Origin of the sequence: Brevibacillus composti, assembly GCF_016406105.1 — a bacterium.
GTDB lineage: Bacteria > Bacillota > Bacilli > Brevibacillales > Brevibacillaceae > Brevibacillus > Brevibacillus composti.
In genome coordinates this window covers 1,915,445-1,940,966 of sequence record NZ_CP066308.1, presented here as the reverse complement: position 1 = coordinate 1,940,966, position 25,522 = coordinate 1,915,445, and the positions used below count along the sequence as shown (strand labels likewise).

25 protein-coding genes are annotated in these 25,522 nt (G+C 54.8%); all 25 read right to left on the bottom strand.

The window, feature by feature from the left end; genetic code table 11:
- Nucleotides 1–138: 138 nt before the first annotated feature.
- Complete coding sequence (gene rpsO, locus JD108_RS10090) at nucleotides 139–408, bottom strand: 30S ribosomal protein S15 (protein WP_198829684.1); 270 nt, start codon at nucleotides 406–408, stop codon at nucleotides 139–141.
- Between the two features lie 163 nt (nucleotides 409–571).
- Entirely contained in the window at nucleotides 572–1,513 is a 942-nt protein-coding gene (locus JD108_RS10085; RefSeq protein ID WP_198829683.1) for a bifunctional riboflavin kinase/FAD synthetase, read from the bottom strand.
- 2 nt (nucleotides 1,514–1,515) lie between these two features.
- On the bottom strand, nucleotides 1,516–2,442 hold the full coding sequence (truB, locus tag JD108_RS10080) for a tRNA pseudouridine(55) synthase TruB (protein WP_198829682.1): 927 nt from the start codon (nucleotides 2,440–2,442) through the stop codon (nucleotides 1,516–1,518).
- Nucleotides 2,439–3,431: a DHH family phosphoesterase gene (locus JD108_RS10075; RefSeq protein ID WP_198829681.1), complete on the bottom strand. Its 993-nt coding sequence runs from the start codon at nucleotides 3,429–3,431 to the stop codon at nucleotides 2,439–2,441. The genes truB and JD108_RS10075 overlap by 4 nt, the downstream gene beginning before the upstream one ends.
- Complete coding sequence (gene rbfA / locus JD108_RS10070) at nucleotides 3,424–3,795, bottom strand: 30S ribosome-binding factor RbfA (protein WP_198830063.1); 372 nt, start codon at nucleotides 3,793–3,795, stop codon at nucleotides 3,424–3,426. The genes JD108_RS10075 and rbfA overlap by 8 nt, the downstream gene beginning before the upstream one ends.
- A gap of 28 nt (nucleotides 3,796–3,823) precedes the next feature.
- Nucleotides 3,824–4,105, bottom strand: coding sequence for a DUF503 domain-containing protein (locus tag JD108_RS10065; RefSeq protein WP_198829680.1), 282 nt, complete (start codon nucleotides 4,103–4,105; stop codon nucleotides 3,824–3,826).
- A complete protein-coding gene (infB, locus tag JD108_RS10060) occupies nucleotides 4,105–6,585 on the bottom strand; it encodes a translation initiation factor IF-2 (RefSeq protein ID WP_198829679.1) in 2,481 nt (826 codons plus the stop codon). Before infB ends, JD108_RS10065 begins: the two co-directional genes overlap by 1 nt.
- Nucleotides 6,586–6,603: 18 nt before the next feature.
- A complete protein-coding gene (locus tag JD108_RS10055) occupies nucleotides 6,604–6,903 on the bottom strand; it encodes a YlxQ family RNA-binding protein (RefSeq protein ID WP_198829678.1) in 300 nt (99 codons plus the stop codon).
- Complete coding sequence (gene rnpM / locus JD108_RS10050; protein WP_198829677.1) at nucleotides 6,900–7,190, bottom strand: RNase P modulator RnpM; 291 nt, start codon at nucleotides 7,188–7,190, stop codon at nucleotides 6,900–6,902. Before rnpM ends, JD108_RS10055 begins: the two co-directional genes overlap by 4 nt.
- 8 nt (nucleotides 7,191–7,198) lie before the next feature.
- The gene (nusA, locus tag JD108_RS10045) at nucleotides 7,199–8,284 is read right to left on the bottom strand and encodes a transcription termination factor NusA (RefSeq protein ID WP_198829676.1); all 1,086 of its coding nucleotides are present in this window, start codon (nucleotides 8,282–8,284) and stop codon (nucleotides 7,199–7,201) included.
- A 39-nt stretch (nucleotides 8,285–8,323) separates the two neighbouring features.
- The gene (rimP, locus tag JD108_RS10040) at nucleotides 8,324–8,782 is read right to left on the bottom strand and encodes a ribosome maturation factor RimP (RefSeq protein ID WP_198829675.1); all 459 of its coding nucleotides are present in this window, start codon (nucleotides 8,780–8,782) and stop codon (nucleotides 8,324–8,326) included.
- 187 nt (nucleotides 8,783–8,969) lie between these two features.
- Entirely contained in the window at nucleotides 8,970–13,280 is a 4,311-nt protein-coding gene (locus JD108_RS10035; RefSeq protein WP_198829674.1) for a PolC-type DNA polymerase III, read from the bottom strand.
- Between the two features lie 147 nt (nucleotides 13,281–13,427).
- Complete coding sequence (locus tag JD108_RS10030) at nucleotides 13,428–15,173, bottom strand: proline--tRNA ligase (protein ID WP_198830062.1); 1,746 nt, start codon at nucleotides 15,171–15,173, stop codon at nucleotides 13,428–13,430.
- A gap of 34 nt (nucleotides 15,174–15,207) precedes the next feature.
- Nucleotides 15,208–16,290 carry a flavodoxin-dependent (E)-4-hydroxy-3-methylbut-2-enyl-diphosphate synthase gene (ispG, locus tag JD108_RS10025; protein ID WP_198829673.1) on the bottom strand — a complete coding sequence of 361 codons (1,083 nt, stop codon included), beginning with the start codon at nucleotides 16,288–16,290 and terminating at the stop codon, nucleotides 15,208–15,210.
- A gap of 47 nt (nucleotides 16,291–16,337) precedes the next feature.
- On the bottom strand, nucleotides 16,338–17,612 hold the full coding sequence (gene rseP, locus JD108_RS10020; RefSeq protein ID WP_198829672.1) for an RIP metalloprotease RseP: 1,275 nt from the start codon (nucleotides 17,610–17,612) through the stop codon (nucleotides 16,338–16,340).
- Nucleotides 17,613–17,638: 26 nt separating this feature from the next.
- Nucleotides 17,639–18,799, bottom strand: a complete 1,161-nt coding sequence (locus JD108_RS10015) for a 1-deoxy-D-xylulose-5-phosphate reductoisomerase (RefSeq protein ID WP_198829671.1) — start codon at nucleotides 18,797–18,799, stop codon at nucleotides 17,639–17,641.
- A 41-nt stretch (nucleotides 18,800–18,840) separates the two neighbouring features.
- Nucleotides 18,841–19,629 carry a phosphatidate cytidylyltransferase gene (locus JD108_RS10010; RefSeq protein WP_198829670.1) on the bottom strand — a complete coding sequence of 263 codons (789 nt, stop codon included), beginning with the start codon at nucleotides 19,627–19,629 and terminating at the stop codon, nucleotides 18,841–18,843.
- 18 nt (nucleotides 19,630–19,647) lie between these two features.
- Nucleotides 19,648–20,418, bottom strand: a complete 771-nt coding sequence (locus JD108_RS10005) for an undecaprenyl pyrophosphate synthase (RefSeq protein WP_198829669.1) — start codon at nucleotides 20,416–20,418, stop codon at nucleotides 19,648–19,650.
- Between the two features lie 63 nt (nucleotides 20,419–20,481).
- Nucleotides 20,482–21,039 (bottom strand): ribosome recycling factor, encoded by a 558-nt coding sequence (gene frr, locus JD108_RS10000; RefSeq protein WP_198829668.1) that lies wholly within the window; start codon nucleotides 21,037–21,039, stop codon nucleotides 20,482–20,484.
- Nucleotide 21,040: 1 nt separating this feature from the next.
- A complete protein-coding gene (gene pyrH, locus JD108_RS09995) occupies nucleotides 21,041–21,766 on the bottom strand; it encodes a UMP kinase (RefSeq protein ID WP_198830061.1) in 726 nt (241 codons plus the stop codon).
- 140 nt (nucleotides 21,767–21,906) lie between these two features.
- The gene (tsf, locus tag JD108_RS09990; protein ID WP_198829667.1) at nucleotides 21,907–22,794 is read right to left on the bottom strand and encodes a translation elongation factor Ts; all 888 of its coding nucleotides are present in this window, start codon (nucleotides 22,792–22,794) and stop codon (nucleotides 21,907–21,909) included.
- 192 nt (nucleotides 22,795–22,986) lie between these two features.
- On the bottom strand, nucleotides 22,987–23,703 hold the full coding sequence (gene rpsB, locus JD108_RS09985; protein ID WP_198829666.1) for a 30S ribosomal protein S2: 717 nt from the start codon (nucleotides 23,701–23,703) through the stop codon (nucleotides 22,987–22,989).
- Between the two features lie 193 nt (nucleotides 23,704–23,896).
- Nucleotides 23,897–24,637, bottom strand: a complete 741-nt coding sequence (locus tag JD108_RS09980) for a DNA polymerase III subunit gamma/tau (protein ID WP_198829665.1) — start codon at nucleotides 24,635–24,637, stop codon at nucleotides 23,897–23,899.
- Nucleotides 24,624–25,130, bottom strand: coding sequence for a DUF6115 domain-containing protein (locus tag JD108_RS09975; RefSeq protein WP_228728369.1), 507 nt, complete (start codon nucleotides 25,128–25,130; stop codon nucleotides 24,624–24,626). Before JD108_RS09975 ends, JD108_RS09980 begins: the two co-directional genes overlap by 14 nt.
- Nucleotides 25,131–25,172: 42 nt before the next feature.
- Nucleotides 25,173–25,514 (bottom strand): hypothetical protein, encoded by a 342-nt coding sequence (locus JD108_RS09970; protein WP_198829664.1) that lies wholly within the window; start codon nucleotides 25,512–25,514, stop codon nucleotides 25,173–25,175.
- Nucleotides 25,515–25,522 lie beyond the last annotated feature (8 nt).

Here is a 25,522-nt window from a genome sequence, read left to right as displayed (position 1 = left end):
GTCATTGTGCACGTACACAATCATTTTCTCTCTATATGTATTATTTCCTGCCGCGCTTAAAATTAAATGGGTAGCTTTGGCAGCGGATTTGGATAATAGAAAAAGCGGGATGAACCCGCTTTTCCTCCTGAATACAAACTAGCGACGCAGACCAAGACGGTTGATCAGTTCGCGATAACGTGGAACATCCAGTTCGCGCAGATAACCCAACAGGTTACGGCGTTGACCTACCATTTTCAGCAGACCACGACGGCTGTGGTGGTCTTTTTTGTGCGTACGCAAATGCTCGTTCAGATTGTTGATGTTTTCCGTCAGGATAGCGATCTGAACCTCTGGAGAACCGGTGTCATTTTCATGAATGCGGTACTCTTGAATCAGCTGTGCTTTACGTTCTTGAGACAATGCCATCTTGACTCACCTCCTCATTTATATCCCCGCAGCCTAGTTTGCCGTCGGTGAGAATCGGACAACCAAGCAGTGGGTTGTGTGTACAACGTTATGAATTATAGCACAGAGGCCCGGCAAAAGCAAAGAGATTGTAAATGGAGCTGTTTTTCGGACGAATCGTATCTCACACCGAGCCTTCCGCAAATTTGCGCTTGGCCAGGAGAACGTCCTTTTGAATCTGAGCGATCAGCGCTTCTACACCAGAAAATTTTTGTTCATCTCTGATAAAAAACAAAAGCTCTACTTCTACCTGCTTGCCATAAATCTCGCGCTCAAAGTCAAAAATGTGCACTTCCAACGACTTTTCTTTCTTCTCCAGCTCGAAAGTCGGCTTGATCCCGACATTCATCACGCCGGGATACGCGTGGCCGTCTACGATCATGCGGACCCCGTAGACCCCGTTTTTGCCAATCAGATAGGGGCTGGATACGCGGACGTTGGCTGTGGGAAAGCCGATCGTCCTGCCCCGCTTGTCCCCGTGCACGACTTCCCCGCTGATCTTGTAAGGGCGTCCCAGAAGATGGCGGGTCTGCTCGACGTCTCCATGATGCAGGTATTCGCGGATGACGGTACTGCTCACTTTTTCGCCGAGACGGTTGACCGGACCGATGATATCCACTTCGTACCGGCCCTTCGCCAGCTTTTGCAGGGTCTGCGCTGTGCCCATTCCGCGATAGCCGAACGTGTAGTCGAACCCGACTACGACATGGCGGCATCCCAGCGGCAACAGGCATTCCTCGATAAAATCCTCCGGGTAGACAGCGGCAAACGAGATGTCAAAACGGACGATGTACACCAGGTCGACGCCCATCTTTTCCAGCTGCTCCAGCTTTTCGGCCAGCGGCGTGAGGTACTGCGTGTACCCGGTCTGTCCCAGGACTTCGCGAGGATGGGGATCAAAGGTCATGACCGCGCTCTTCCAGCCGTTTGCTTTGGCTGTGTCGATTGCTTTTTGAATCACGCGGCGATGACCGATGTGCACGCCATCAAAATACCCCAGAGCAATCGCGCAGGGGACCGGTTCCAAATCGGTTGGCAACGGGTATGTCAGAGAAATTGTTTTCACGGTTACACCTCGGGTGGAAAGACTTTTTCAGCCTTTGCAAAAAGGCCCTTGGGCCCCCGACAAACGCGGTGGATGCCCAGCAGCTGCCCCTCGGAAAAGAGGCAGATCAGCGAGCCTTCTTCCGCCTGAAGGCCGGGCAGTGCGGTCGTCAGGCCATTGAGCACCGCCCGTTTCCGCTCTGGTGCGATTTCATAGCGAGGCAGAAAAGACAGCGCATCCGGGATGGCGATGACATGCTGCTGCACATCCTCCCCCGCCTCCGCCTGCGCTTGCAGGGTCTCCAAAGGAATCGCTTGCTGCTCGTGGAAAGGGCCGCTCTTGACGCGCCGCAACTGCTTCATATGGGCAGGATAACCCAGAGTGCGTCCCAGGTCAACACATAAGGTGCGGACATACGTTCCTTTGGAGCAGGTGCAGGAGAAGTGGACGTCGACAAACTCCCCGTCCCCTTTGACAGCATGCAAATCCAGCTCGTAGATGGTCACCACCCGGGCGGGCCGCTCGATGACGATGCCTTCCCGCGCGAGATCGTACAAGCGCTTTCCCTGTACTTTTACCGCTGAGTACATGGGGGGTGTCTGCTCGATTTCCCCGATGAACCGCGAAAAGACGGACTGCATTTTTTCCTCAGTCATCTCGCCATCGATCACCGGCTTCCGCTCGATAATTTCACCGGTGGCATCTTCCGTCGTCGTCGAGGAGCCGATTCGCATGATCACGTCATAGCGTTTGGGCATTTCCTGCAGGTATTCGACCAAACGGGTGGCATGACCGATACAGATAGGCAGGACACCCGTAACCTCCGGATCCAGCGTTCCGGTATGGCCTACCTTTTTGGTGCCGAAGATGCGGCGGATGCGTGCGACGCAACCATGGGAGGTCATCCCTGCCGGTTTGTCTACGACGATGACGCCGTGAACTTGGCTCACCCTCGCTCACTTCCCATCGCTTCGCCCACGAGGGCCAGAACCTGTCTTTGCACCTCTTCAAGCGATCCCTTCACCGTGCAGCCCGCCGCCTTGGCATGTCCGCCGCCGCCCAGCTTCTTGGCGAGCTCAGCCACATTGACATAGCTGCGTGCACGGAAGCTGACTTTGATCACGTCGGGTTCCGCTTCCACGAAAGAGATCCCGACCTCGACACCCTCAATGTTGCGGCAGTAGTTGACCAGGCCGCCTGCATCTTCTCTGTCCGCTCCGGTCTCCGCCAGATCCTGCCTGCTTACCGCTACGGAGGCGACCTGGTTTTGGTGCGACAGCTCGAGGCGGGCCAAAGCCCGGCGCAAAATATGTACATGGCCGAGCGTGATCACTTCCAGACAGCGCTCCGCAACATCGCCGGGGTTTACCCCGTACGCCAGCAGGCGAGCCGCGCTTTCCATCACATGGGGCGTCGTATTGGAATAACGGAATCCGCCGGTATCGGTCAAAAGACCGGTGTACAGGCACAGCGCCAGATCCGGCTGCATCGGGAAATCTCCGGCCACCGTCAAATCGTAGAGGATTTCTGCGGTCGCTGCCGCATCGGTGCGGATCAGATTCAGCGTACCAAAGCTGTCATTTGTGGGATGGTGATCGATATTCAAAAGTTCGGCATCTGAGGCAAACAAATGCTCGACCCGGCCCATCCGCGAACGATCTGCACAATCCACAGCAATAACCGCTGAAAAGGTATCCTCCAGCGGTGATGCCGACAGATTGCGAATCTGCTCGAAGCCCGGCAAAAACGAAAACTTGGCGGGAGTGTCCCCTTCGTTAATTACGGTATAGGATTTGCCCAGATCTTTCAGGATGTGGGCGACGGCCAATGCGGAACCGGTCGCATCGCCGTCGGGACTGATGTGAGAAAGCACCAGGAAACGATCATGCGCCCGCAAGAAGCGGGCCGCTTCCTCCAGCGAACGGGTGTAATCACTCATCCTGTTTGGCTCCTTTTTCTCCATCCGTGGAGATTTCACGCAAGATGGTTTCAATTTTGCTTCCATAGTCAATGGATTCATCCAATTTGAAGACAAAATCCGGAATATGGCGGAGCTTTACGCGCTTCCCGATCTCCGTGCGCAGATACCCTTTTGCCTTTTGCAAACCGGACAAAGAGGCTTTCCGCTGCTCTTCACTGCCAAAAATGCTCACGTATACCTTTGCCAGCTGCAAATCGCTGGTAACCTCCACATCCGTCACCGTCACAAAGCCGATGCGCGGATCCTTCAACCCCCGCTGCAGCAGAACGCTGAGTTCTTTTTTGATTTCTTCGCCCACCCGGCTCATTCTCGTTTTGTTCATGCTCATGCCTTTCACCTCCGCTGGCCTGTTAATCGTAGTATTCCGTTTCCGCGTGGATCAACTCCACGCCCGGATACGTCTCCACCAGTCGTATCATTGCCTGAACCTGGTTGGACAAAAAGGACATTTCATTGGCAACGGCAGCGATACCAATTTCGGCACGCTGCCATTGTTCCAGGTAGGCCAGTTCAGCAGCGGAGACATGGAAGCGGCTCCGCAGCTTTCCCAAAATGCTTTTGACGATGGCCCGTTTTTCTTTCAAGTTTTGACAGGCAGGCAGAAACAATTGAATCCGCACACCCGCTATCATTATTGCTGCTTCACTTCTTCCATGACGAAGGCTTCGATGACGTCGCCCACTTTGATGTCATGGAAACGTTCCAGGGTCAGACCGCACTCATAGCCCGCAGCAACCTCTTTCGCGTCGTCTTTGAAACGTTTCAGTGTTTCCAGTTTTCCTTCGTAGATGACGACGCCTTCACGAATCAGGCGAGCACCGGCATCACGGGTGAGCTTCCCTTCTGTCACATAGCAGCCTGCAATATTCCCCACTTTGGAGACTTTGAAGACCTCGCGGATTTCCGCTTGGCCGATGATGGCTTCTTTGTAGACAGGGTCAAGCATCCCTTTCAACGCCTGTTCGATCTCTTCGATGACGGTGTAAATGACGCGATGCAGTCGGATGTCGATGCTCTCCTGCTCCGCCATGTTCCGCGCATTCGGCTCCGGACGGACGTTAAAGCCGATCACGATCGCATTGGAGGCATTCGCCAGAGTGATATCGGATTCCGTAATCGCGCCCACGCCCGTATGGATGATCTTCACGCGGGTGCCGTTGACATCGATTTTTTCCAGAGAACCGCGGAGGGCTTCAACGGAGCCTTGGACGTCCGCCTTGACGATCAGGTTCAGTTCTTTGATGTCGCCTTCCTGGATGTGCTGGAAGAGGTCATCCAGAGATACGCGCGTATTGGCACGGCGCTCGGACTCACGCTGCTTCGCTGCCCGTGCTTCCCCGATCGAGCGCGCTTTCTTCTCGTCTTCGAAAACCATAAACTGATCGCCTGCTTGCGGTACATCATTCAAGCCGGTAATCTCGACTGGCGTGGACGGGCCTGCTTCTTTCAGACGGCGTCCCTTGTCGTTCACCATCGCGCGGACGCGTCCATAAGCGGAACCGACGACGATCGGATCTCCTACACGCAGCGTACCGTGCTGCACCAGAACCGTAGCGACAGGACCGCGCCCTTTGTCCAGCTCGGCTTCGACAACGGTACCGCGAGCGCGTTTGTCCGGATTTGCTTTTAATTCCTGCACCTCAGAGACGAGCAGGATGTATTCGAGCAGCTCCTCAATCCCTTGACGATGCTTCGCGGAGATCGGGGAGAAAATCGTGTCGCCGCCCCATTCTTCCGCGACCAGCTCGTACTCGGTCAGCTCCTGCTTGATCCGGTCGATATTGGCTTCCGGTTTATCCACCTTGTTGATCGCGACGATGATCGGTACCTTGGCCGCTTTCGCGTGGCTGATCGCTTCTACGGTTTGCGGCTTGACGCCGTCATCGGCCGCCACGACCAGGATCGTGATGTCCGTGATCTGGGCGCCGCGTGCACGCATGGTGGTAAACGCCGCGTGACCCGGTGTATCGAGGAACGTAATTTTCTTGCCTTTGATTTCTACTTGATACGCACCGATATGCTGCGTGATGCCTCCCGCTTCTCCGGAGGCCACGTTCGCGGAACGGATCGCATCCAGCAGGGTGGTTTTCCCGTGGTCAACGTGACCCATGATAGTGACGACCGGAGGACGCTCCTTCAGGTCAGCCGGATTATCCACCTCTTCGATCGTCTCGAAATTGGTCTCGTCAATGACGATCTTTTCTTCTACTTCGACGTTGTACTCGCTACAGATGAGTTCGATTGCATCGCGGTCCAGATCCTGGTTGATGGTGGCCATGATGCCCAAATTAAACAACTTTTTGATGATTTCCGCCGGTTCCTTGCGAAGTTTCTTCGCCAGTTCGCCGACTGTCAAAGACTCTGTAAACGTGATCTTGGAAGGCGTCTCCAGTACCGGACGCTGCTGCTGATGGTCGCGGCCACCGTGTCTGCGGTTGTCCTGACGCTTGTTCCCGCCTTTGAACGGCTGGTTCTTTTTGCTGTCTTCAAAGGTTTTCTTTGGAGCTGGGGCTTTTTTGATCTTTTCCCGTTTTTCCAGGCTTACTTTGTTTGGAACGACAATTTTTTCTTCAAAATCCTCGCCCGTGCGAATCTCTTCTTTTTCTTGAACCGACGGCTCTGGCTGATTGGCTGGTTTGCGATCATGCGGTTTTGCAGATTGACTTCTCATATCGTTTGGTTTTCTCTCCTGATTCTTCCCCTGATTTTTTCCGTGCTGCGGTCGCGATTGATCTCCGCGCTGCCCGCCCGGACGGCTTCCTTGCTGGCTTCCTTGCTGTTGATTCCCCGGACGATCGCTCTTGCGCTGCTGGGTTTGCTGTTGCGGCGAGGCGGATGAACCGGGTCGGGCCTGCTGACCTTTCGCTTCGTCCCGCTTTCTCTCTTCCCGTTTGACCGGTTGAGCATCCCTCTGACCGGCAGTGCGCTGTTGCTCCTGCTTCGCGCCGCCCGCGCGCAGTTTGGCGAGATGATCCTCGATCTTCTTGATCATCCCCTCGTCCATGATACTCATATGATTTGCCACTTCTATATTTAATCTCTTTAGCAAATTGAGGATTTCCTTGCTGCTCATATTGTGCTGCTTCGCATATTCATACACTCGTGTCTTCATGAGATCACCCCTTCTGAATTATGTGAGCAGACGCTGTATACTTTCCGCCAGTTTCCCGTCTGTGACGGCAACCGTTACACGACCATCCTTTCCGATGGCGCGGCCGAGCTCGTAACGATCGGATGCCCATACACACGGCACTCCATAATGTGCGCATTTATCCTGCACTTTTTTGGATGTATTGGCAGAGGCATCGGCTGCGAGGAGCACCAGTCTGGCTTTCCCGCTTCGAACAGCCTCGACGACCAATTCTTCTCCGGTAATCACCTTTCGGGCCCGCATCGCCAATCCCAGTAATTGCGCTGCCTTGGGGATCATTGTCCCATCATCTCCAGCCATTTTTCACGAAACTCATCGTATTGTTCCTGGGTGACAGTCATGTTGAGAGCTCTCTCCAACACCTTTTTCCATTTGCCGGCCGCAAACGCATCCGGCCGCAGACAGCTTTCCTGGCGACAGACATAGGCGCCGCGTCCGGCCGCTTTGCCTGTCGGATCAATGATAATCCGCTCGTCGGGCGTGCGGACGACCCGGACCAGTTCCTTCTTCGGGAACATTTCTTGACAAACGATGCATTTTCGTAAAGGGATTTTCCTTTGTTTCATGGTTTATCTTACTCCGCCCCTTCAAAGCCTTCCTCTGCCTTCGGATAGTCAATGCCTTCCTGTTCGGCCTGCGATTCGCTCTTAATGTCGATCTTCCATCCGGTCAGTTTAGCTGCCAAACGGGCGTTTTGGCCGCGTTTGCCAATCGCGAGGGAGAGCTGATAGTCAGGGACGATCACCCTGGTTACTTTTTCCGCGGCATTTACTTCCACGTGCAGGACTTTTGCCGGGCTCAGCGAGTTGGCCACGTATTCGGAAGGATCCTCCGACCAGCGGACAATGTCGATTTTCTCGCCCTTTAATTCATTGACGATGGTTTGCACGCGCATGCCTTTCGGGCCCACACAGGCACCCACCGGATCGACGTCAGGATTGACGGAATGAACCGCGATCTTGGAACGGTCTCCCGCCTCCCGGGCAACCGATTTGATCTCGACGACACCGTCGTAAATCTCCGGGACTTCCAGCTCAAACAGACGCTTGAGCAATCCGGGATGCGTGCGGGAAACCACGATTTGCGGCCCCTTCGTCGTCTTCTCCACCTTGATGATGTACGCCTTGACGCGATCCTGAGACTTCAGATCGTCTGTCGGCATTTTTTCCGTGATCGGCATCACGGCTTCCGCTTTACCCAGATCGATGTAATAATTGCGCTGGTCCATGCGCTGTACGACGCCTGTCACGATGTCGTCCTCGCGCTCGATAAATTCGCTGTAGATCAGTCCGCGTTCGGCTTCACGGATGCGTTGGGTGACGACCTGCTTGGCTGTTTGAGCGGCGATGCGCCCAAAATCACGCGGCGTCACCTCAATTTCGACGATGTCATCCAGGCGGAAATTGGGGTCGATTTCCTGTGCTGCTTCCAGGGAAATCTCCAAGCGGGGATCCAGAACTTCCTCTACGACTGTCTTCCGCGCGTACACACGTACTTGCCCGGAATGCCGGTTCACGTCGACGCGAACGTTCTGGGCAGAGTTAAAATTTCTTTTGTAGCCTGAAATGAGGGCTGCTTCAATCGCCTCGATCAGTATGTCTTTGGAGATTCCCTTTTCTCTCTCAATGGCTTCCAATGCCTCGATAAAATCGGCGTTCATGATTTTCGTTGCCTCCTCCTTTACCCACCAAACACAGTATTAAAAGACAATCGCCATTCGGGCTGTGTCAATCTGCTCCCGTGCAATGACGTATGTTTTTTTCGTTTCTTTCACTCTCAGCTTGCCGTCCTCGAAGGAAATCAGCTCGCCTTCAAAGGTGGTTTCCCCTTCGATGGGCTCCTTCGTGGTGATATGTACGTGCCGGCCAACAGCTTTGCGAAAATCGTTTTCTTTACGCAGAGGACGTTCAGCTCCTGGTGAGGATACCTCCAGGAAGTATGCGGTCGGGATCGGGTCCACCTCGTCCAGCCGCTGGCTAAGCCGCTCGCTGACAAGGCCGCAGTCGTCAATGTCGATGTTTCCCGTTTCATTGTCGATGAACACGCGTAGAAACCAGTTGCTGCCTTCCTTTTTGTACTCGATCTCAACCAGTTCCAGTCCCAGCTCGTCGAGAATGGGCGTTACCAGGTCAGTGACGATGTCTGTTACCTTGCTCAAGCAAGTACCTCCTTATCAAAATGAAACATTGAGTATAGCCAGAAAGAAAGAGTGGGTTTCCCCACTCTCGATCTGCGCGTGTATAACCAGTATTTCCAAAAAAATTATAGCATAACAGGCTGTTGTTGACAACCGCGACAGAATAACCCGCCGCCGCTTCTGGACATATCGCCTGTTTCACCCCGTTTTAGAACAGGGAGAGCTGATTGGATTCCGGCAGCCCTTGCAAAGCCCCCTGCTCGTCCAGGTACTCCAGAACCGTCTTGGAGATGCGGGAGCGGGCCAAGAGATCTTCTTTTGACAGGAACTCGCCTTCTTCTCTCGCTTTGACGATCCCGATCGCCGCGTTGGTCCCCAGTCCGGGCAGGGCGTTGAACGGAGCGATCAGCGAGTTGCCGTCGATCAGAAACTTGGTCGCATCGGAGCGGTACAGGTCGACATTGGCAAATTTGAATCCGCGCTCCACCATTTCCAGTGCCATTTCGAGCACAGTCAGCAAAGCTTTTTCCTTCGGCTGCGCATCATGTCCTTTGCCCTCGATCTCCTCGATCTTTTGACGGATCGCGGAAGAGCCCTTAACCATCAGCGGGATGTCGAAATCATCGGCCCGCACGGTGAAGTATGTCGCGTAAAACTCCAGCGGGTAGTGCACCTTGAAGTAGGCGATGCGGACGGCCATCATGACGTAGGCGGTCGCGTGCGCCTTCGGGAACATGTACTTGATCTTCTGGCAGGACTGTATGTACCACTCCGGCACATTGTTTTTGCGCATCTCTTCCTGGTCTTCCTCCGGCACCCCTTTCCCTTTCCGGACGGACTCCATGATTTTAAATGCCCGCGACGGCTCCAGCCCTTTGTAAATCAGGTAAACCATGATGTCGTCACGGCACCCGATCACGTCCGGCAGGCGGCAAGTGCCGCTGCGGATCAAATCCTGCGCATTGTTCAGCCAGACGTCCGTCCCGTGGGAGAGACCGGAGATCTGCACCAGTTCGGCAAATGTCGTCGGCTTGGTGTCCTCCAGCATCTGGCGGACGAACTTGGTCCCGAATTCCGGAATGCCGAGCGTGCCCATGTTGGTCCCGATCTGCTCGGGGGTTACATTCAGCGCTTCGGTCGAGCTGAAGATGGACATCGTCGCTTTGTCATCCAGCGGAATGCTTTTGGGATCGAGACCGGTCAAGTCCTGCAGCATCCGGATGACGGTCGGATCATCGTGTCCCAGGATATCCAGCTTGAGCAGGTTGTCGTGAATGGAGTGGAAGTCAAAATGCGTCGTTCTCCATTCGGATTCATTGTCATCAGCCGGGTACTGAATCGGACAAAAATCCTCGATTTCCATATAGTCGGGAACCACGATAATTCCGCCGGGGTGCTGCCCCGTGGTTCTCTTGACGCCGGTACAACCGTTAACCAAGCGGGCGATCTCGGCGTTTCTGAGCGTCAACCCGCGCTCATCGGCGTACTTTCGCACGTAGCCGTAGGCCGTTTTTTCCGCGACGGTGCCAATCGTTCCCGCGCGGTACACATAGTCTTGGCCAAACAGCTCCTGCGTATATTTATGGGCCCGCGGCTGATACTCCCCGGAGAAGTTCAAGTCAATATCGGGAACCTTGTCCCCTTTAAATCCGAGGAAGGTCTCAAACGGAATGTCCTGTCCGTCCTTGGCCAGCTGCTCGCCGCAGACCGGGCAGACTTTGTCCGGCAAGTCAAAGCCGGAAGCAATCGAGCCGTCCGTAATAAACTCGCTGTGCTTGCAGGAAGGACAGCGGTAGTGCGGCGGCAGCGGATTTACCTCGGTGATCTCCGACATCGTGGCGACAAAGGAGGAGCCGACAGACCCCCGCGAACCGACCAGGTAGCCGTCGCGAAGAGACTTGGTTACGAGCCGCTGGGAGATCAGGTAGATCACCCCGAACCCGTGCTTGATAATGCTGTTCAGCTCTTTCTCCAGCCGGTTTTCCACCAGCTCCGGCAACGGATCGCCGTAGAGGCTTCGCGCCTTGTCGTAGCACATCTGGCGAAGCTCCTCGTCAGCCCCCTCGATGATCGGCGTGTACAGGCGATCCGGAATCGGGGAGACGTCCTCGATGCTGTCAGCGATCTCATTCGGCGCTGTCACCACCACCTGGCGGGCCGTCTCCTCCCCGAGGAAGGAAAAGGCATCCAGCATCTCGTCTGTCGTCATCAGATAGAGCGGCGGCTGATTGCCGGCATCATGGGAGCCTTGGGAGAGCAGAAAGACGTCGCGGAAAATATCATCCTGCGGATTGAGGAAATGGACATCTCCCGTCGCAACGACAGGCTTGCCCAGCTCCCGGCCGATCTCCACGATCATCTTGTGATACCCTTTCATCGTCTCCAGCGAGGGAATCTCCTCATTGCGGAGCAGCGGAGCGTAATGAGCGATCGGCTGAATCTCCAGATAGTCGTAAAACGCGGCGATTTCCTTAAGCTCCTCCCGCGATTTCCCGCGCAGGATGGATTGCATCAATTCTCCCTCTTTGCAGGCGGTGCCGAGGAGCAGACCCTCTCGAAACTTCACCAGCTGGCTGCGCTGGATGCGCGGCACGCGGTAGAATGTCTCCACATGCGATTTGCTGACCAGCTTGTAGAGATTTTTCAAGCCGGTCTTGTTTTGCACCAGGATCGTGGCGTGGAAGGGGCGTCCGCTTTTGTAGTCCACCTCGGCATTGCTCTGCTCGTTCAGGGCGGAGAGGCTCGTCAATCCGGCTTCGCGCATATCTTTCAGCATGTATTGGAACACATGGGCGAGCGCCACCGTGTCGTCGAGTGCCCGGTGGGCGTTAATCAGCTCGACGTTGAAACGCTTGGCCAACGTTCCCAACCGGTAGTTGCGCATTCCTTTGTACAGCATACGGGCCAGCGGCAAGGTGTCCAAGAACGGATTTTTCCATGTGTCCATGCCGATTCGCTTGGCACAGGCATTAATAAAGTTTTTGTCAAACTCGGCATTGTGGGCGACGAGGACAGCGTCTCCGGTAAATTCCTGAAAACGGCGGAGCACGACGTCGAGCGTTTCTTTGCCGCGCAGCATTTCGTTGGTGATGCCGGTGATTTCCGTCGTCTTCGGACCGATTTCCAGCCCGGGATCGATCAGCTCCGTCCATTTGTCGATGATTTCCAATCCCCGCATCTTCACGGCAGCAATCTCGATGATCGTATGCTCGGCCGCGTTCAGCCCCGTCGTTTCCGTGTCAAAGACGACGTATTCCGTGTTTTCATCGATGGCCCGGTCCAGCTCCGGCGTCAAATTATAGACGATGTCGACCCCGTCCTCGACGACGTACGCTTCCATCCCCAAGATGCATTTCAGATTGTTCTTTTTGGCGATGCTGTACGCTTCCGGGAAGGCCTGCACCACCCCATGGTCGGTAATGGCGATAGCCTTGTGGCCCCATTTGGCCGCAGTCGAGATCAGGGATTTGACCGAAGCCACGGCATCCAGAGCGCTCATCGGCGTATGGCAATGCAGCTCGACCCGTTTCTCCGACGCGGTATCCTTGCGCACCACCTGCTCGATCTGGTTGATGTCGTTGGCCATCAGGACGAGGTCGCGCAGGAAGGTGTCGTGCTGCACGCTTCCGCGAACCTTGACCCACATGCCGTCCTTCAGGGCTTCGAGCATCTTGACGTCTTCTTTGTCGCGGGAGAAAATCTTCACGGTCAAGGAATCGGTGTAATCCGTCAGGTTGAACGTCAGCAGGTGACGGCCGCTGCGCAGCTCTTTCAGCTCCACATTAAACACGGTTCCCTGGATCACGACGCGCCGTTCTTCTTCCTGAATCTCGTTGATCGGAATCGGAGCGTCCTTGATCTCATAGCCGATCATCAGCGTGCTGATCGCTTCTGCCTGCTCGCTGCCCTTGCTCTCTTTCTCCTGCTGAACCGCACTCATCACGACTTCGACGAGGGCGCGTTCCTCTTCCTCGCGTTGCTCCACAAAGGCTTTATACGCCTCATCGCTCTCTTCGGCGATAAACGTGAGCTTCGGCACGCAGCCGGTCGCTTTTTCAAAGCGCTGCGCGATTTCGTTGTCCGCCCGTTTCCGCTTGGCCATCTCCACGCTCATCTCTGTCGGCAGATAGACCTTGACCTCCTGTCCTTCTACCTGCCGGCGGGCGGTGCGCAGCGTAACCGCCAGTGAATTCAGGCTTTGCTCCAGGCTGGCAAGCACGACATCCCAGTACTCTTCCACAGCGAAAGGCACCGCGGGCTGCTCCTGATAGCGGATATGCGCATCGACGGCAGCCAGATGCGCGAAGGTTTGCCTCAGCCGCTGCATAAACGCGTGATACACGTCTGCCGGCAGCAGTCGCGCGAGCGTAAAGTAAAACACCCATTCCTTGTTCTGTCGGTATAATTCCAATTTGTCAATCCATCCATCAAGAAAAAATCGCTCCACCCAATCAGTTGGCAGGTCCATCTGCTTAACCAAGAGTGAGAAGCGATGCTTTTGTTCTTGCAACCGATCCACGGCAGCTACCACCTCAATCTTCCCAGCTTCGTGAAGAGTCAGACTCCTCCGTATGCGCAGGCACAAAAAAGTAAAGGGATACCCCCCTGATGACCAGGGGAATACCCCGACTAATTCGACAAATTCCGTGCTGATTCCTGCCTCTGATCAGGATGGAAACAAATTCGCTCCCGTCGCGTCTACACGGCCCAGCAGGGAGCGTACAAAGGCTGTCAGCTCGGTCAGCTTCACCTCATGTGCCTCTCCTGTACGGCGCACGCGCACTTCGACCAGTCCCTCTTCCGCAGCCTTGTCCGACACCGTGATGCGCAGGGGCAGACCGATCAGGTCGGCGTCTTTAAACTTCACGCCCGCCCGCTCCGGACGATCGTCATAGAGCACTTCGATCCCCGCGGACTCCAGAGATGCAGTAATCTGCTCACTCACCTGACGCTGCGCCTCTACTTTGGCATTTACCGGAATGACATGCACGTGGAATGGTGCAACAGAGACAGGCCAGATGATGCCGTGCTCATCGTTGTTTTGTTCGATCACCGCCGCCAGCGTACGGGAGACGCCGATACCGTAACAGCCCATGATCATCGGCTGACTCCGGCCGTTTTCATCGAGGAAAGTGGCCCCCATCGCCTGGGAGTATTTGGTCCCCAGTTTAAATACATGTCCGACCTCTACCCCTCGGGCGAATTTGATCAGACCGCCGCCTCGCGGACACTCGTCCCCTTCCATGATATTGCGCAGGTCGGCATAGCGGGAAACGGAAAAATCGCGTCCGGGCTGGACGTGAATCAGATGGTAATCCTGCTCGCCGGCGCCGGCTACCCCGTCATAGATATCTTGAACGAATTGGTCCGCCACGATCTCCAGCTTCTCCTGGTCGACCCCGACCGGTCCGACAAAACCAACGGGCATGCCGATCGCTTGCTGAATTTCCTGTTCCGAAGCCAATCCGACGTAGGTCGCGTCGTAGAGGTTTTTCAGCTTTACTTCGTTGATCTCATGATCGCCGCGAACCAGTACCATGACCAGTTTCTCGTCGATTCGGTAGACCAGGCTTTTGATGATCCGGCTGGCCTCTACCTGAAGCGATTGCACCAGCTGTTCGATTGTTTTTACCCCGGGCGTGTGCAGCTTTTCCACGGACGGTACGGCCGCATCCGGTTTGGGAGCCGGCTTGTACACCACTTCAGCCTTTTCCAGATTGGCTGCATAGTCCCCATCTTCTGAATAGGCAATCGTATCCTCGCCGATATCGCACAGCGCCATGAACTCATAGGTTCCTTTGCCGCCAATCGCCCCGGCATCTGCTTCTACCGCGCGGAAATTCAGTCCCACTCTGGTGAAAATGCGCGTATAGGCGTCATACATCGCCTGGAAGTTTTTATCCAAACCTTCCTGCGTCGTGTCAAACGAATACGCATCCTTCATGATGAACTCGCGGCAGCGAATCAGCCCAAAACGGGGACGTACCTCATCGCGAAACTTGGTCTGGATTTGGTACAGATTGATCGGCAGTTTTTTATACGAGTTGATCTCATCCCGAACCAGACTGGTGATGACTTCTTCATGCGTCGGTCCGAGGGCGAATGGGCGCTCATGGCGATCCTTCAGCCGGACGAGTTCGGGACCGTACACATCCCACCGGCCGGTTTGATGCCATAATTCAGCCGGCTGCATCGCCGGCATGAGCAGCTCCTGCCCGCCTGCCCGATTCATCTCCTCGCGCACGATCGCCTTGATCTTTTGCAAGGTTCGCAGTGCCAGCGGCAGATAGGTGTAGATACCCGATGCCAGCTGACGGGCCATGCCCGCGCGGAGCAGGAGTTTATGGCTGGCGATTTCCGCGTCTGCGGGCACCTCGCGCAGCGTAGGAATCAACATCTGACTTTGCTTCAACAAAAGGGTGTTCCTCCTTCAAGTTGCAGGGAGCTCAGCCGACTTGGGTGGCCTTTTTCTCTTCCACAATTTCTTCGATTTCTTTCATCAATTCTTCGAACAATTCGGTTTCCTTAACCTTCCGGACGATTTCGCCGTTGCGGAAGATCAGGCCTTCGCCATTGCCCCCGGCGACGCCTACATCCGCTTCGCGGGCTTCGCCAGGGCCGTTCACCGCGCAGCCCATGACGGCAATTTTCAGCGGTGTCTTCAGCGTCGAGACTGCGTCCTCCACCTTTGTCGCCAGGCCGATCAAGTCGATGGCACAGCGGCCGCAAGACGGGCAGGCGATGACGATCGGATCATTGTTGACGATATCCAGGCTGCGCAGAATTTGCTTCGCTACCTTGATCTCCTCGACCGGATCCGCTGTCAGCGACACGCGAATCGTATCGCCGATCCCCATCGACAAGACGGTGCCGATGCCGACCGCCGATTTGATGCTGCCGGAGAACTGCGTACCCGCTTCGGTCACGCCGACGTGCAGCGGATAATTGCGTTTTTGCGCCATGAGCGAATAGGTCTGGATCATGGTCGGCACATCGGAGGATTTCAAGGAGATGACGATGTTGTCGTAGTTCAGCTCTTCCAGAATTTGCACGTGGTCCATCGCGCTTTCGACGATGGCTTCCGGAGAGGGATAGCCGTATTTCTCGAGCAGCCTTTTTTCTACCGAACCGGAGTTGACGCCGATGCGGATCGGCACATTCCGCTCCCGGCAGGCTTCCACGACCGCTTTGGTCTTTTCCTTGGACCCGATGTTGCCCGGATTGATGCGGATCTTGTCGATGCCGCTCTCGAGCGCGATCAAAGCCAGCTTATAGTCAAAGTGAATATCGGCGACGAGCGGCAGTGGAGAGCGCTCCTTGATCGCCTTGATGGAGCGGGCCGCATCCTCATTGATGACAGCCAAGCGGACAATTTGGCAGCCGACGTCATAGAGACGCTGGATCTCTGCCAGCGTCGCCTCCACGTCGCGTGTATCTGCTGTCGTCATCGATTGGATTACAACACTCTTTTGTCCCCCGATTTGTACGTCTCCTACAAAAACCGGTTTGGTCTCCTCTCGCTTGTACATAGAGCACCATCCTTTATGTTTGTCAAAAAGACTGTTAACCTTGTCTCTTACTCCGTAAACAACCGCTGCAAATCATTCCACGTCACGACCAGGATCAGCAGCATCAAAAAGGCGAATCCCAGGAAGTGAACCATCCCTTCCTTATGCGGGTCAACCGGTCTGCCGCGCAGTGCCTCCGCGACGAGGAAAGCCAATCTCCCCCCGTCCAGCGCCGGCAAGGGAAGCAGGTTAAACAGTCCGAGGTTGATACTGAGGACTGCCGCCCATTTCATCAAAATCGCCATGCCCTGCTGGGCGAATTCTCCGGTCATCTTAAAGATGCCGACGGGTCCGCTGAGGTCATCTAGGCCCACGGCCCCCGTAAAGAGCATGCCGAGGCTTTTCAAGATCATGGTCGTAAAATCATAGGTCGATTTCGCTCCGTAACGGAGTACCTCTCCGGGTTCATACGTCACTTGGTTGGAGCCGGTTACCATGATCTTGCCGACATTCTCCTCTGTCTGGACGTGAACCGTCGCGGCGATTTTTTGGCCGCCGCGGTCGACGACGAATGTCAGTTGCTTGTCCGGAGACTTGCTGACGATGTCCACCAGCTCTCTCCAGGTGTTGATCGTCTGTCCCTGGATAGAGAGCACTCTGTCACCCGACTGCAAACCCGCTTGCGCAGCAGGGCCGCCTTTCAGGACTTCACCAAAAATCGGAGCGTTCACCGGCACGCCGTAAGTGAAGCCGATGACGATAAACAGGACAAACGCAAGCAAAAAATTGGCGGCCGGTCCGGCAAAAATGGCCAAAAAACGCTGCCAGATCGTCTTTCCTTTAAATTGCCGGTTGAGCGGAGCGATTTGCACCTCGTGTCCATCCTTTACCAGATGTGCCTGCGGATGGACGGAAAATGTCCGCTGCTCGCCCTCTACATCCAGCTCGATGGACAGCGCCTGCTCCAGGTCAAACCGCACAATGGTGCCTGTCACCGCGCCTTTTTCCTCGCCGGTCGGGCTATCCAACAAGATATGGGTGACCTTCCCCACCGCATCTCGCACCAGGGTTACTTCCATGTGCGGCTTCAGGATATCGAGTTCCGGATCTTCACCCGCCATGCGAACCATGCCGCCAATCGGCAAGAGCCGCAGCGTGTATTCTGTTTCTCCCCGCTTTACGCTAAATATCTTCGGACCCATTCCAAGCGCAAATTCGCGGCACAAAATGCCGGCCCGTTTGGCTAAGAGAAAGTGACCCAGCTCATGCACAAAGACAAGTACACCAAATACGACGACTATCGCGAGAATCGATTCCACTGAATCCAAATTGGGAAAGGGCAAGAGAACAGCCACCTTTCATTCCTAAATTAACGCAGGTTTTTGCGTATGCAGCTGGCAGCCTCCTCGCGCGCCCATCTGTCTGCATCGAGTATTTCCTCCAGAGAGGGTTCGCTCACGGCGCGGTGAGCCTCCACTGTCAGCCGGACGATTTGCTCAATCTGCAAAAAGGCCAGATGCCCGCGCAAAAAGCTGTCAACTGCTACTTCATTGGCCGCATTCAATACGGCGGGATAGGTACCTCCCTGCTTGCCGCACTCATACGCCAATTGTAACAGAGGATAACGCTCAAAATCCATCGGTGCAAAATGAAGTGTCCCACTTTTCAAGAGATCGAGCGGCTCCGTTGCCAGCGGCATGCGGGCCGGGTAGCTGAGCGCATACTGAATCGGCACCCTCATATCCGGTGTGCCCAGCTGTGCCATTACCGCCCTGTCCTTATATTCTACCATCGAATGAATGATACTCTCATAATGCAAAACACATTCGATCTGATCATAAGGCAGGTCGAACAGCCAATGGGCTTCAATTACTTCAAAGCCTTTGTTCATCATCGTGGCGGAATCGATGGTAATTTTTGCGCCCATGCTCCAGTTCGGGTGATCAAGGGCCTGCTCGACGGTGACCCCGGCCAGCTCCTCCCTGCTCAAATGGCGAAAAGAGCCCCCCGAGGCCGTCAGGATGATACGCGACACGTCTTCTCGCCGTTCGCCCTGCATGCACTGAAATATTGCGGAGTGCTCGCTGTCTACCGGGATGATGGAGACATTTCGCGCTCTCGCCTCTTTCATGACGATGTGGCCGGCGCTGACGAGCGTCTCTTTGTTGGCCAGTCCGATCGTTTTGCCCGCTTCAATCGCGGCCAGCGTAGGTGCCACCCCCACGCTGCCCACGACAGCCGTCAGGACGAAGTCCGCTTCCGGATGACGCGCCGCCTGCTGCAATCCTTTTTCCCCATAGACGATTTCGACGCGGCTTGTACCCAGACGTTCGCGCAATTCTCTAGCTCCCTGTTCTGTTCCCACCGAGACCAGCGCCGGCTGAAACTGCTTGACCTGCTCAGCCAGCAAGTCGACGTTTGCTCCTCCCGCCAGGGCGGTTACTGTAAACTGCTCCGGATGTTGAGCGACCACGTCCAATGTGCTTTTCCCAATGGAGCCTGTGGCGCCCAAGAGCGATATTCGTTTCAAGGATTTCACCCTCTATGTCTTTCTATATATGGCATATCCACCTAGACCATTCCCAGCAAATGAAGAATCGGAAACACGAGAATCATGCTGTCAAAGCGGTCCAGCACGCCGCCGTGTCCGGGGAAGATGCGCCCTGAATCCTTTACGCCAAAATGACGCTTGATCGCAGATTCAATCAGATCGCCGAGCTGACCGGCAATCCCTGTCACCAAGGCGATCATCAGCGCTTTCTCCACGGGAATGTTGCCGATCCAGGCATTTACGGCCAGCACCACTGCGACCGCAGCCAGCAGGCCCCCTACCGAGCCTTCAATGGTTTTATTGGGGCTGATCGCTGGCCAAAGTTTGCGTTTTCCGATGGCTTTGCCCACGAAATAAGCACCGGAATCCGTCGTCCAGATGCCGATGATTACCAACACGGTCATCATGAAACCGGTATCGGGCACATTGCGCAGGGCTGCCATAAAAGCGAAGCCATAGCCTATGTATAACGCTCCTACCAAAGTAAGAGCGGCGTGTTCGATGTGAAACTGGTTTTTGCGAAAAACGGCGTACACCAGCAAGAGAAGGGTCGCTGGAAGCAAAAAATCGGGCATGGCGATCGTCCCGCTGCCACCGAAGGAAAGAGTCGGCCACAAGAGGCTGATCATTAGCAGATACCCTACGACGCCCGCTGCGCTCAGCGGCTGTACCTTTGCCATCCGCAAAAATTCAAAAAGGCCTATGACGGCCAAAGCAAATACAAGCAGGGAAAACCACGCATCCCCTAGATAAACCATTAACAAAAAGCCCGCCCCACCAATGAGGCCTGTTATGATCCGCTGCTTCAACTGATTCCACCTCTTGGCTTAAACCGCTCCATAGCGACGAGCTCGTCCCTGGTATTCCGCAATCGCTTGATACAAATGTTCCCTGGTAAAATCAGGCCAAAGCACATCGGTAAACCACATTTCTGTGTAGGCCAGCTGCCACAGCATAAAGTTGCTGAGGCGTATCTCTCCACTGGTGCGAATCAAGAGGTCAGGGTCCGGGAAGTCACTCGTGTACAGATGCCGGGAAATCATCTCTTCGTCTATTTGTTCCAGGGCGATCTCACCCGCTTGCAGACGGGTCACAATATCTTTTACAGCGATTGCAATTTCTTTTCGCGCCCCGTAATTCAGCGCAAAATTTAATTGCAAGCCCGTATTTCCGCTCGTTCTTTCTTCGGCGGTCTCCAGTGCTTTTAATGTATGGGCAGGCAGTTCTTCTTTGCTGCCGACCATGCGAATCCGAACATTCCGTTCGACCAATTCATCCAATTCTGTCGTCAAAAATTCCTGCGGAAGCTTCATCAAAAAGTCGACTTCTTCTCGCGGACGTTTCCAGTTCTCAGTCGAGAAGGCATACATCGTCAAATATTTGACGCCGATCTCATCAGAAGCTTTTACGATTTCCTTCACGGTCTTCATGCCTGAGCGATGTCCGGCAATCCTCGGAAGATTCCGCGCTTTGGCCCAACGCCCGTTGCCATCCATAATCACAGCGATGTGATTGGGAATCATGCCATTGCTGTCAAACTCTGCGGATTGCTCCATTTTCTCTTTTCGAGCCCATTTGCGCGCGAGATGTTCTAACATAAAGTGTTCCCCCATAATGAGAGATATAGACATTCATCCCCCTCTGTCGAGGGGGATCAAGCATTATACTTCCAGAATGTCTTTTTCTTTTTCTTTGACGGTTTTGTCGACGTCTGCGATATATTTGTCTGTTGTCTTTTGAATGGTCTCCTGATGGCGGCGGGATTCGTCTTCGGAGATCGTGCCCGCTTTCTCCAGCTTTTTGATTTCATCGTTGGCATCGCGGCGGATGTTGCGAATCGCTACTTTCGCGTCTTCCCCACTTTTGTTCGCCACTTTCACCAGTTCCTTCCGGCGCTCTTCCGTAAGCGGCGGCACGGCGATGCGGATGATGACGCCGTCATTGGAAGGAGTCAGCCCCAGGTCCGACTGCTGAATCGCTCTGTCGATCTCCTTGAGGGAGGATTTATCCCATGGTTGAATGGTCAACAGGCGCGGCTCCGGCACACTGATGTTCGCCAGCTGGCTAATCGGCGTCGGCGTGCCGTAGTAGTCCACCACGATTTTGTCCAGCATCGCCGGGTTGGCACGCCCCGCACGCAGGCTAGCAAGGTCTTTCTTCAGGGTGGCGATGGCTTTTGCCATTCTTTCTTCCATATCTTTGATAATGGTTTGTGGCATATCAAGATTCCCCCTTAACCAGTGTTCCGATTTTTTCACCCATAACGGCGCGTCGAATATTGCCTTCCTCCGAGATATTAAAAACAATCAGCGTGATATCGTTGTCCATGCAAAGGCTGGATGCCGTGGAGTCCATGACGCCGAGTCCCTTGCTGAGCACTTCCAGGAAGGTGAGGTTGTCGTATTTGACCGCGCTGCTGTCCAGGCTAGGGTCGGCAGAATAGACACCGTCTACTTTGTTTTTGGCCATCAGGATCACTTCTGCCTCAATCTCGGCAGCGCGCAGTGCAGCAGTTGTATCGGTGGAGAAGTAAGGGTTCCCCGTCCCTGCCGCAAAGATGACAACGCGATTTTTTTCCAGGTGGCGTATCGCTCTGCGGCGTATGTATGGTTCGGCAACTTGCCTCATCTCGATGGACGTTTGTACACGAGTCGGGACGTTCACTTTTTCTAATCCATCCTGCAGGGCGAGCGAGTTCATTACAGTTGCCAGCATCCCCATGTAATCGGCTGTCGCCCGATCCATCCCCTTGGAGCTGCCCGAGAGTCCGCGCCAGATATTCCCACCGCCTACGACAACTGCGACCTGTACTCCCAATTCTACAATTTCTTTGATCTGGTTAGCGACGGAGAAAATCACTTTCGGGTCGATACCGTACCCGAGATCTCCAGCCAGAGCTTCCCCACTCAACTTTAACACAACCCGTTTATAGGCAGGAAGTGGCATGTGAAACGGCCTCCATTCTTGAAACATTCTCTGTGCTTTCCTAGGAATCCTTCCAGCTCACAGGCGACTTTCTCATTCGCGTGGCAGACGGTCCGATTTCTTATAAAATAGGGAACACGCAGGTGTTCCCTATTTTCATTTTACTGCTTATTAACTTGCGCCATTACTTCTGCTGCAAAGTCTTCCTGTTTTTTCTCGATGCCTTCGCCCACTTGGTAACGAACGAAGCCTTTCAAGGTAGCGCCTTGCTCTTTCAACAGAGCAGACACTTTTTTGTCCGGATCTTTTACGAATGGCTGTTCCACCATCACGTATTCTTCGAAGTACTTGGAGAGACGGCCTTCGACCATTTTCTCTACGATGTTCGCTGGCTTGCCTTCTGCCAGCGCTTGGTTTTTCAGAACCTCGCGCTCGCGCTCGATTTCATCAGCGGAAACTTCTTCGCGGTTGGCAAAACGCGGGTTGGCCGCTGCTGCGTGCATGCCCAGATCTTTTGCCAGGGATTCGTCTTTCGTGCCTTCCAGTGCAACCAGAACGCCGATGCGGCCGCCCATGTGCAGGTAGGTACCAAATACGCCGTTGTCGGATTTTTCGAGGATCGCAAAGCGGCGGAAGGAGATGTTTTCTCCGATCGTCGCGATTTTTTCGCTGATGACATGGCCGAGTGTTTCGCCTTGGCCTTTGAAAGGCTGCTCCAGTGCTTCCTCTACGGTAGCAGGACGCTGGCTGACCACATGCTCAGCTACGTCTTTTACGAGTTCTTGGAACTCAGGGTTTTTCCCTACGAAGTCTGTCTCGCAGTTTACTTCCACGATGGCTGCTACATTTCCGCTGGTCGCGTATGCAGTCAAGCCTTCCGCTGCGATGCGGCCTGCTTTTTTCGCGGCTTTCGCGATACCGCGCTCGCGCAGCAGGTCAATCGCTTTTTCCAAATCACCGTTTGTCTCTTCCAGAGCGCGTTTGCAGTCCATCATCCCTGCGCCCGTGCGCTCGCGCAGTTCTTTTACCGCTTGTGCACTGATTGCCATATCCATAGACCTCCTTGATCGAATCGGTTGTAAGTATCGGTGTGAAGCACAAAATCATGCTCGTGCCCGACGGGGATACAGGCGCCGCCTGCATCCGGGCACGTATGTCGACAGGTACAATTTGACAAGCCCCTATCGCCCAAAAAAGGTGGACGGGGTTCTGAAACCCTCAGTCCACCCTCTTACACTTGCTTACGCAGTTGTTGTTACTTCTTCTCCGCCTTGGTTGCCTTGGCTACCTTCAGTCAGAGCGTCCGCCATTTTTGCAGTCAGCAGTTTAACCGCGCGGATGGCATCGTCGTTACCAGGGATAACGTAGTCGATTTCATCCGGATCGCAGTTAGTATCTACAATCGCTACGATCGGAATACCCAATTTGCGAGCTTCCGCTACAGCGATGCGCTCTTTGCGAGGATCGATTACGAACAGAGCGTCAGGCAGCTCTTGCATATGGGCAATACCGCCCAGGAATTTTTCCAAGCGCTCTTTTTCTTTGCGAAGAACGATGACTTCTTTCTTCGGCAGTACGGAGAAAGTGCCGTCTTCTTCCATGCGGTTCAGCTCAGCCAGGCGAGCTGTACGCTTTTTGATTGTGGAGAAGTTCGTCAGGGTACCACCCAACCAGCGTTGGTTGATGTAGTAGTGGCCTGTGCGTTCTGCTTCTTCCTTCACGGATTCTTGTGCTTGTTTCTTCGTTCCTACGAAGAGCACTTTTCCGCCGTTTTGAGCGAGTTCACGTACGAAGTTGTACGCTTCCTCAACTTTTTTCACGGTTTTTTGCAGGTCAATAATGTAGATGCCGTTACGTTCGGTGAAGATATAGCGTGCCATTTTCGGGTTCCAGCGACGAGTTTGGTGACCGAAGTGAACACCAGCCTCGAGCAGCTGTTTCATCGAAATCACTGCCATATTTTCACACCTCCTCATGAAATGGTTTTTTTGTGCCTACCTCCGCCTCACCGCATTTTCCAAGCAAAACTGCCATTCAGGCAGCACCCTTGCCGGAATTGGTGGACGTGCGAATTCAACACCGTTAATCAATATATCATATGACCTATGCGATTGCAAGAAACGAATCCCATTTTGGATCAAAAAAGACGCCTCATCTGGTAGGAGGCGTCGCAATGATTTTCACAATCTCTTCTTCGCTGGCACCGAGGGGAATCTGGTAGGTTCCCACGCGAATCCGATCCAGCTTGTCCTGTTTTCGGAGGGTCTCGATCAAATCGTGGTCCGCGGATAAAATGCCCGACTCCACCAACGTCCGCGCCACACTTTCCGCGGTCGCCTTGTAGGGGATTTTGATTGTTTTGGTTTCCGCTTCTCCCCCCTGCGATGCTGTCGCAGGCACCGCCGGCTCTACGTCCGCTGGGGCGGAAGGCTGCTCTGCTGCCGGCGGGACAGGGGGGGTGACCGGCTGCACCGGGCTGTCGACCGGTTTCGGCTCTGCAGCAGCAGGCGCACGCGTGACTGCCGAAACCGCCTTCGCCTCAGACGAGACAGTCTCGGGCTTACGCGGCGCGGCAGTGCTGGCCGTCCGCGGCTTATCCGGTGCAGCGGCGTCCGATGTTTGCGGTTTTTCCGGCGAAGCTGCCTCCGGGGCAGAGGGCCGCTTGGGCGGTACAGGCACCGGCTCAAGCGATACCTTTTTCTCCTGCTGCAAATGATCCAGCTCCTCCTGCGAGAGAACCACCAGCTTCATTTCTTGCGCAGCTTTCTCCAGCTGCTCCCTCGTCAGCGACTGGGGGACTGCCGGCTCTTGCAGCTGATCCACCGCTCCCAGCACAGAGGCCGCGATCAAAAGACCCGCACCGAATCCAAAGAGGAGGTCAGTTTTGTTCATGAGCCATCCCCCGCTCTCTCGGGGACGCAAGCGACAGAATCAAGTCGATCTCTCCCCTGCCCGCGCCCAGTCTTTTCGCAATCTCATCCGGCGAAAGACCCTCCTCGTGCAATTCAAAGACGCGGCGGTACCGCTCCCGCATCGCCAGCATATCCGCTCTCTCCTCAGGCTGGCTCTCCTGCGGTTTTGCCGCCGGGGCCCGGTTCCCCGCTTGCCGCAGTGCGGCCAACTCCTTTTCAGCCGCCGCCAATCGCTCCTTTGCCTCTTCCAGCTCTTCTCTCTGCTGGATCAGGACTCTTTTTACCTTTCGCTGCTCTTCTTCCGTCTCTTGCTTGATCTGCAGGACAAAGCGCTGCAGCGTCTGATTCATCTCGTCCATGCTCAGTTGCGGATGTGCTGCCTTGGCTTTTCGTGATCGGGCAGCGGAGAATAGCAGCCCGATCACCATGGCGGCCACACCCGCGCCCATCAGTATATAGTAAGACCAATTCATGATAGTCACCATGCTTCCCTCAATGTGTCCATGCTGCTATCGCTACAGGGAGATGTCGATATACCGGCCGCGGAGCGGATCTCTCATGGCGACCTCCACCGTCGAAGGAGAATTCCCCTCCGATGGGCTGCCGCCCTCCTCCGATGCACGGGATGAGAAATCTCTGCCCCCGTGCTGTTGCTCCCGCTCTTTCTCCCGCAAGCGATTTTTCTCCGTTTCATTGACATCTGCTGCACGCTGACTCTTTTGCCGGTCCGTTATTTTCTGTTCCTGATGCAGGAGATGCTGTTCGTTGTGCAGGCGGTTCTGATACTGCTCCTGAAGGCGGCCGACCTCTGCGGTCCGTGGCACGGCCACTTGCAATTCAACCGTTTTCAGACTCATCTACGCCT

Coding starts and splice junctions, on each gene's coding strand:
- rpsO (WP_198829684.1), bottom strand. CDS start 408: ATGGCATTGTCTCAAGAACGTAAAGCACAGCTGATTCAAGAGTACCGC.
- JD108_RS10075 (WP_198829681.1), bottom strand. CDS start 3,431: ATGAGTGATTACACCCGTTCGCTGGAGGAAGCGGCCCGCTTCTTGCGG.
- rbfA (WP_198830063.1), bottom strand. CDS start 3,795: ATGAACAAAACGAGAATGAGCCGGGTGGGCGAAGAAATCAAAAAAGAA.
- JD108_RS10065 (WP_198829680.1), bottom strand. CDS start 4,105: ATGATAGCGGGTGTGCGGATTCAATTGTTTCTGCCTGCCTGTCAAAAC.
- infB (WP_198829679.1), bottom strand. CDS start 6,585: ATGAAGACACGAGTGTATGAATATGCGAAGCAGCACAATATGAGCAGC.
- JD108_RS10055 (WP_198829678.1), bottom strand. CDS start 6,903: ATGATCCCCAAGGCAGCGCAATTACTGGGATTGGCGATGCGGGCCCGA.
- rnpM (WP_198829677.1), bottom strand. CDS start 7,190: ATGAAACAAAGGAAAATCCCTTTACGAAAATGCATCGTTTGTCAAGAA.
- nusA (WP_198829676.1), bottom strand. CDS start 8,284: ATGAACGCCGATTTTATCGAGGCATTGGAAGCCATTGAGAGAGAAAAG.
- ispG (WP_198829673.1), bottom strand. CDS start 16,290: ATGTACAAGCGAGAGGAGACCAAACCGGTTTTTGTAGGAGACGTACAA.
- JD108_RS10005 (WP_198829669.1), bottom strand. CDS start 20,418: ATGTTAGAACATCTCGCGCGCAAATGGGCTCGAAAAGAGAAAATGGAG.
- frr (WP_198829668.1), bottom strand. CDS start 21,039: ATGCCACAAACCATTATCAAAGATATGGAAGAAAGAATGGCAAAAGCC.
- pyrH (WP_198830061.1), bottom strand. CDS start 21,766: ATGCCACTTCCTGCCTATAAACGGGTTGTGTTAAAGTTGAGTGGGGAA.
- tsf (WP_198829667.1), bottom strand. CDS start 22,794: ATGGCAATCAGTGCACAAGCGGTAAAAGAACTGCGCGAGCGCACGGGC.
- rpsB (WP_198829666.1), bottom strand. CDS start 23,703: ATGGCAGTGATTTCGATGAAACAGCTGCTCGAGGCTGGTGTTCACTTC.
- JD108_RS09980 (WP_198829665.1), bottom strand. CDS start 24,637: ATGAACAAAACTGACCTCCTCTTTGGATTCGGTGCGGGTCTTTTGATC.
- JD108_RS09975 (WP_228728369.1), bottom strand. CDS start 25,130: ATGAATTGGTCTTACTATATACTGATGGGCGCGGGTGTGGCCGCCATG.
- JD108_RS09970 (WP_198829664.1), bottom strand. CDS start 25,514: ATGAGTCTGAAAACGGTTGAATTGCAAGTGGCCGTGCCACGGACCGCA.